We start from the raw sequence: 3,033 nt of genomic DNA on the forward strand, positions 1-3,033 counted from the left end.
AGGTGCGCGCGGGCCCGGCCGCCGGCCGCGGCGGTCGCGGCCCGCGCGGCGGCCGGTTCCTGCGTCAGACAGATCCGCACCGCCCAGGCCGAGACCGGCACCAGCGCCGCCGCCGCGATCCCCAGCGACCCGGCCACGGGATCGCCCGGCCGGACGCCGACGGCGACCACCGCCGCGTACAGCAGCAGCGGGGCGAGCCAGCGCTGGGACCGGAAGAACAGCGCGGAGTGGTAGCGCAGCAGGGCCGTCACGGTGCCTCCCGGGGCGCGGCGGGGACCGGCGCCTGCTCGGGCTCGACCCGGTGGACGTGCCAGGAGGCGGCGAGCAGCACGCGCAACAGCTCGTCGGAGGCCGCCCCGTCGACACGGAAGAGGGTGCCCCCGCCGACCGCGGCCGCCGTCGCCCCACCGGGCAGCGGGTCGGGCAGCGGCAGGACGCCGGAGGCGACGACGCGCACGGGCGCGGAGGGCGCCCCGTCGACGCGGAAGCGGGTGCCTGCTCCGACCGCCGTCGCCCCACCGGGCAGCGGGTAGACGACGGGGCCGTCGACGCGGACGGTGCCGGAGGCCGGCGTTCCCGGCGGCGCCGGCCGGACGCGGCCGGCCTCCACGCGGAGCGCCGTGTGGGCCTCGCCGGCCAGGCGGCGGGGGTCGTGGTCGACGAAGAGCACCGTGGCGCCCGCCGCGACCCGCTCGCGCACCGCGTCGTCGAGGGCGGCGCGGGCACCGGTGTCGAGGCCCGTCCACGCCTCGTCGAGCACCAGCAGCCCGGGCTCGGCGAGCAGGGCCTGGGCGACGGCCACCTTCTGCGCGGTGCCCTTGGAGAGCCCCGCGAGGGCGGTCCCGGCGTATCCTCCGGCGCCGAACCGTTCCAGCCACTCCCCCGCCCGGGCCCGGGCCGCGCCGGTGCGCAGGCCCTGGAGCCGGGCGAGGTGGACCAGATAGCCGTGGGCGGTGAAGGGCAGGGCGGGCGGGAAGCGCTCGGGGACGTACGCGGTCCGGGGCGGGCGGCCGGTGATCCGGCCCTCGGCGGGGGCGTCGACCCCCGCGACCAGCCGCAGCAGCGTCGACTTGCCGGTGCCGTTCGGCCCGACGGCCCGGACGAGCCGACCGGGCGGCAGCTCCAGGTCGACGCCGCGCAGCACCCACGGGCCGCGCGGGCCGTACCGGCGCCCGACGCCCGCGAGCCGCACGGGCTCCCGCTCTCCGACGGAGGTGGTCATGGACGCGATCCTCACCCGGCCGCGCGCCCGGCCACAAGATCCGCCGCCGCCCGGCCCCCCGGTCCGGGCGTCGGGGGCGGTGGCAGACTTGCCGGGTGAGCAGCAACGACACCGAGCCCCGCACCGATCCCCGCGACGAGAAGCCGCAGTTCGTCCTGCCCCTCGTGGTACGCATCGAGAAGGACGCGCCCCCGGCGCGCACCGACGCCCTGGAGACCGCGGCCCGCGCCGTGCTCCGGCTCCTCACCGACGAGCGCGCGCACGGCGAGGGGGAATGGGCGCGGGCCGTCGCCGACTGGGAGGACGCCCGGATCCGCAAGGTCGTCCGGCGGGCGCGCGGCGCGGAGTGGCGGCGGGCCGGCGGCCTGCCCGGCATCACCGAGACCGGCGCGGCGGCGGAGGTGCGGGTCTTCCCGCCGGTGCCGCTCGACGGCTGGCCCAAGGAGCTGGCCAAGCTCCAGGTCTCGGGCACCGACCTCGACGACCCGGCGGAGCCCGGCCCGGTCCCGGACGGCGCCGCGGTGCTCTGGATGAACCCCGGGCTCGCGATGTCGGCCGGCAAGGCGATGGCCCAGGCCGGGCACGGCGCGCAGCTGCTGTGGTGGGCCCTGGACGGGGCCGCCCGGACGGCGTGGCGGGAGGCCGGCTTCCCGCTCGCCGTCCGCACCGCGCCGGAGGCGGACTGGCCCGCGCTGGCCGCGAGCGGCCTGCCGGTCGTGCGGGACGCGGGCTTCACGGAGATCGCGCCGGGCAGCGCGACGGTGGTGTCCGCCTACCCCGGGGTCCTGGCGGCTCCGGGGCCCCGGTGACCGGGAACCTCAAATGAAGCTCTGAACCTCCTCCTCTCTGGGTTCGACCGGCGTCGCCGGGGTCATCACGTGGGTGACTGAGGACCGAAGGAGGGGGACATGACGGAACTCGGCATCGGCATCGGCTGGCGTCCCGAGATCGCGGACGCGGTCGAGGAGCTGCCCGGGATCGACTGGGTGGAGGTCGTCGCGGAGAACGTGTGCGCCGGCCACCTGCCCGACTCGCTGGCCCGGCTGCGGGCCCGGGGCGTCACGGTCGTGCCGCACGGGGTGTCGCTGGGGCTCGGCGGGGCGGACCGGCCGGACCCGGAGCGGCTGGCCGCGCTCGCGGAGAAGGCGGAGGCGCTGGGGGCGCCGCTCGTCACCGAGCACATCGCGTTCGTCCGGGCCGGGGGGCCGCTGACCGCGAGCCCGCGCCTGGAGGCCGGGCACCTGCTGCCGGTCCCGCGCACCCGGGACGCCCTGGACGTGCTCTGCGAGAACGTGCGGATCGCGCAGGAGTCGCTGCCGGTGCCGCTGGCGCTGGAGAACATCGCCGCGCTCTTCTCCTGGCCCGGCGAGGAGCTGTCGGAGGGGCGGTTCCTGGCGGAGCTGGTGGAGCGCACGGGGGTGCGGCTCCTCATCGACGTCGCCAACCTGCACACCAACCACCGCAACCGCGGCGAGGACCCGGCCCGGGCGCTCGCCGAACTGCCGGTGGAGGCCATCGCGTACGTCCACGTGGCGGGCGGTGTCGAGCGGGACGGCGTCTGGCACGACACCCACGCGCACCCGGTCCCGCCGCCGGTCCTCGACATCCTGGCGGACCTCGCCGGGCGGGTCGCCCCGCCGGGCGTCCTCCTGGAGCGCGACGACCACTTCCCGCCCGCCGCCGAGCTGGCCGCCGAACTGACGGCGATCCGGGCGACGGTGACGACGGCCCGGCGCCGCCCGGCGCCCGCCGCCGCGCCGCACGACCGGTCGGCCTCGCGCCACGGGGTCGGCGCCGCCGCCCTGCGGGCC

General features: G+C 78.6%; 3 protein-coding genes and 1 pseudogene. 2 read left to right on the forward strand and 2 right to left on the reverse strand.

What is annotated here, in order from left to right; all coding sequences use genetic code 11:
* Both IE321_RS41200 and IE321_RS41205 read right to left on the reverse strand, forming a co-directional pair.
* Window positions 1–251 (reverse strand): annotated as a pseudogene (locus tag IE321_RS41200) (ABC transporter); the annotation flags it as partial.
* Entirely contained in the window at window positions 248–1,222 is a 975-nt protein-coding gene (locus tag IE321_RS41205) for an ATP-binding cassette domain-containing protein (protein WP_229916857.1), read from the reverse strand. The gene IE321_RS41205 and the pseudogene IE321_RS41200, both read right to left, overlap by 4 nt.
* Before the next feature lie 95 nt (window positions 1,223–1,317).
* Here IE321_RS41205 and IE321_RS41210 point away from each other — a divergent pair, with 95 nt between their 5' ends.
* Window positions 1,318–2,031, forward strand: a complete 714-nt coding sequence (locus IE321_RS41210; protein WP_190226742.1) for a peptidyl-tRNA hydrolase — start codon at window positions 1,318–1,320, stop codon at window positions 2,029–2,031.
* A gap of 99 nt (window positions 2,032–2,130) precedes the next feature.
* On the forward strand, window positions 2,131–3,033 hold a 903-nt coding region (locus IE321_RS41215), incomplete at its 3' end, for an MbnB/TglH/ChrH family RiPP precursor modification enzyme (protein ID WP_190226743.1).

The organism is Streptomyces hydrogenans (genome assembly GCF_014656075.1).
In the GTDB taxonomy this organism is placed as follows: Bacteria; Actinomycetota; Actinomycetes; order Streptomycetales; family Streptomycetaceae; genus Streptomyces; species Streptomyces hydrogenans.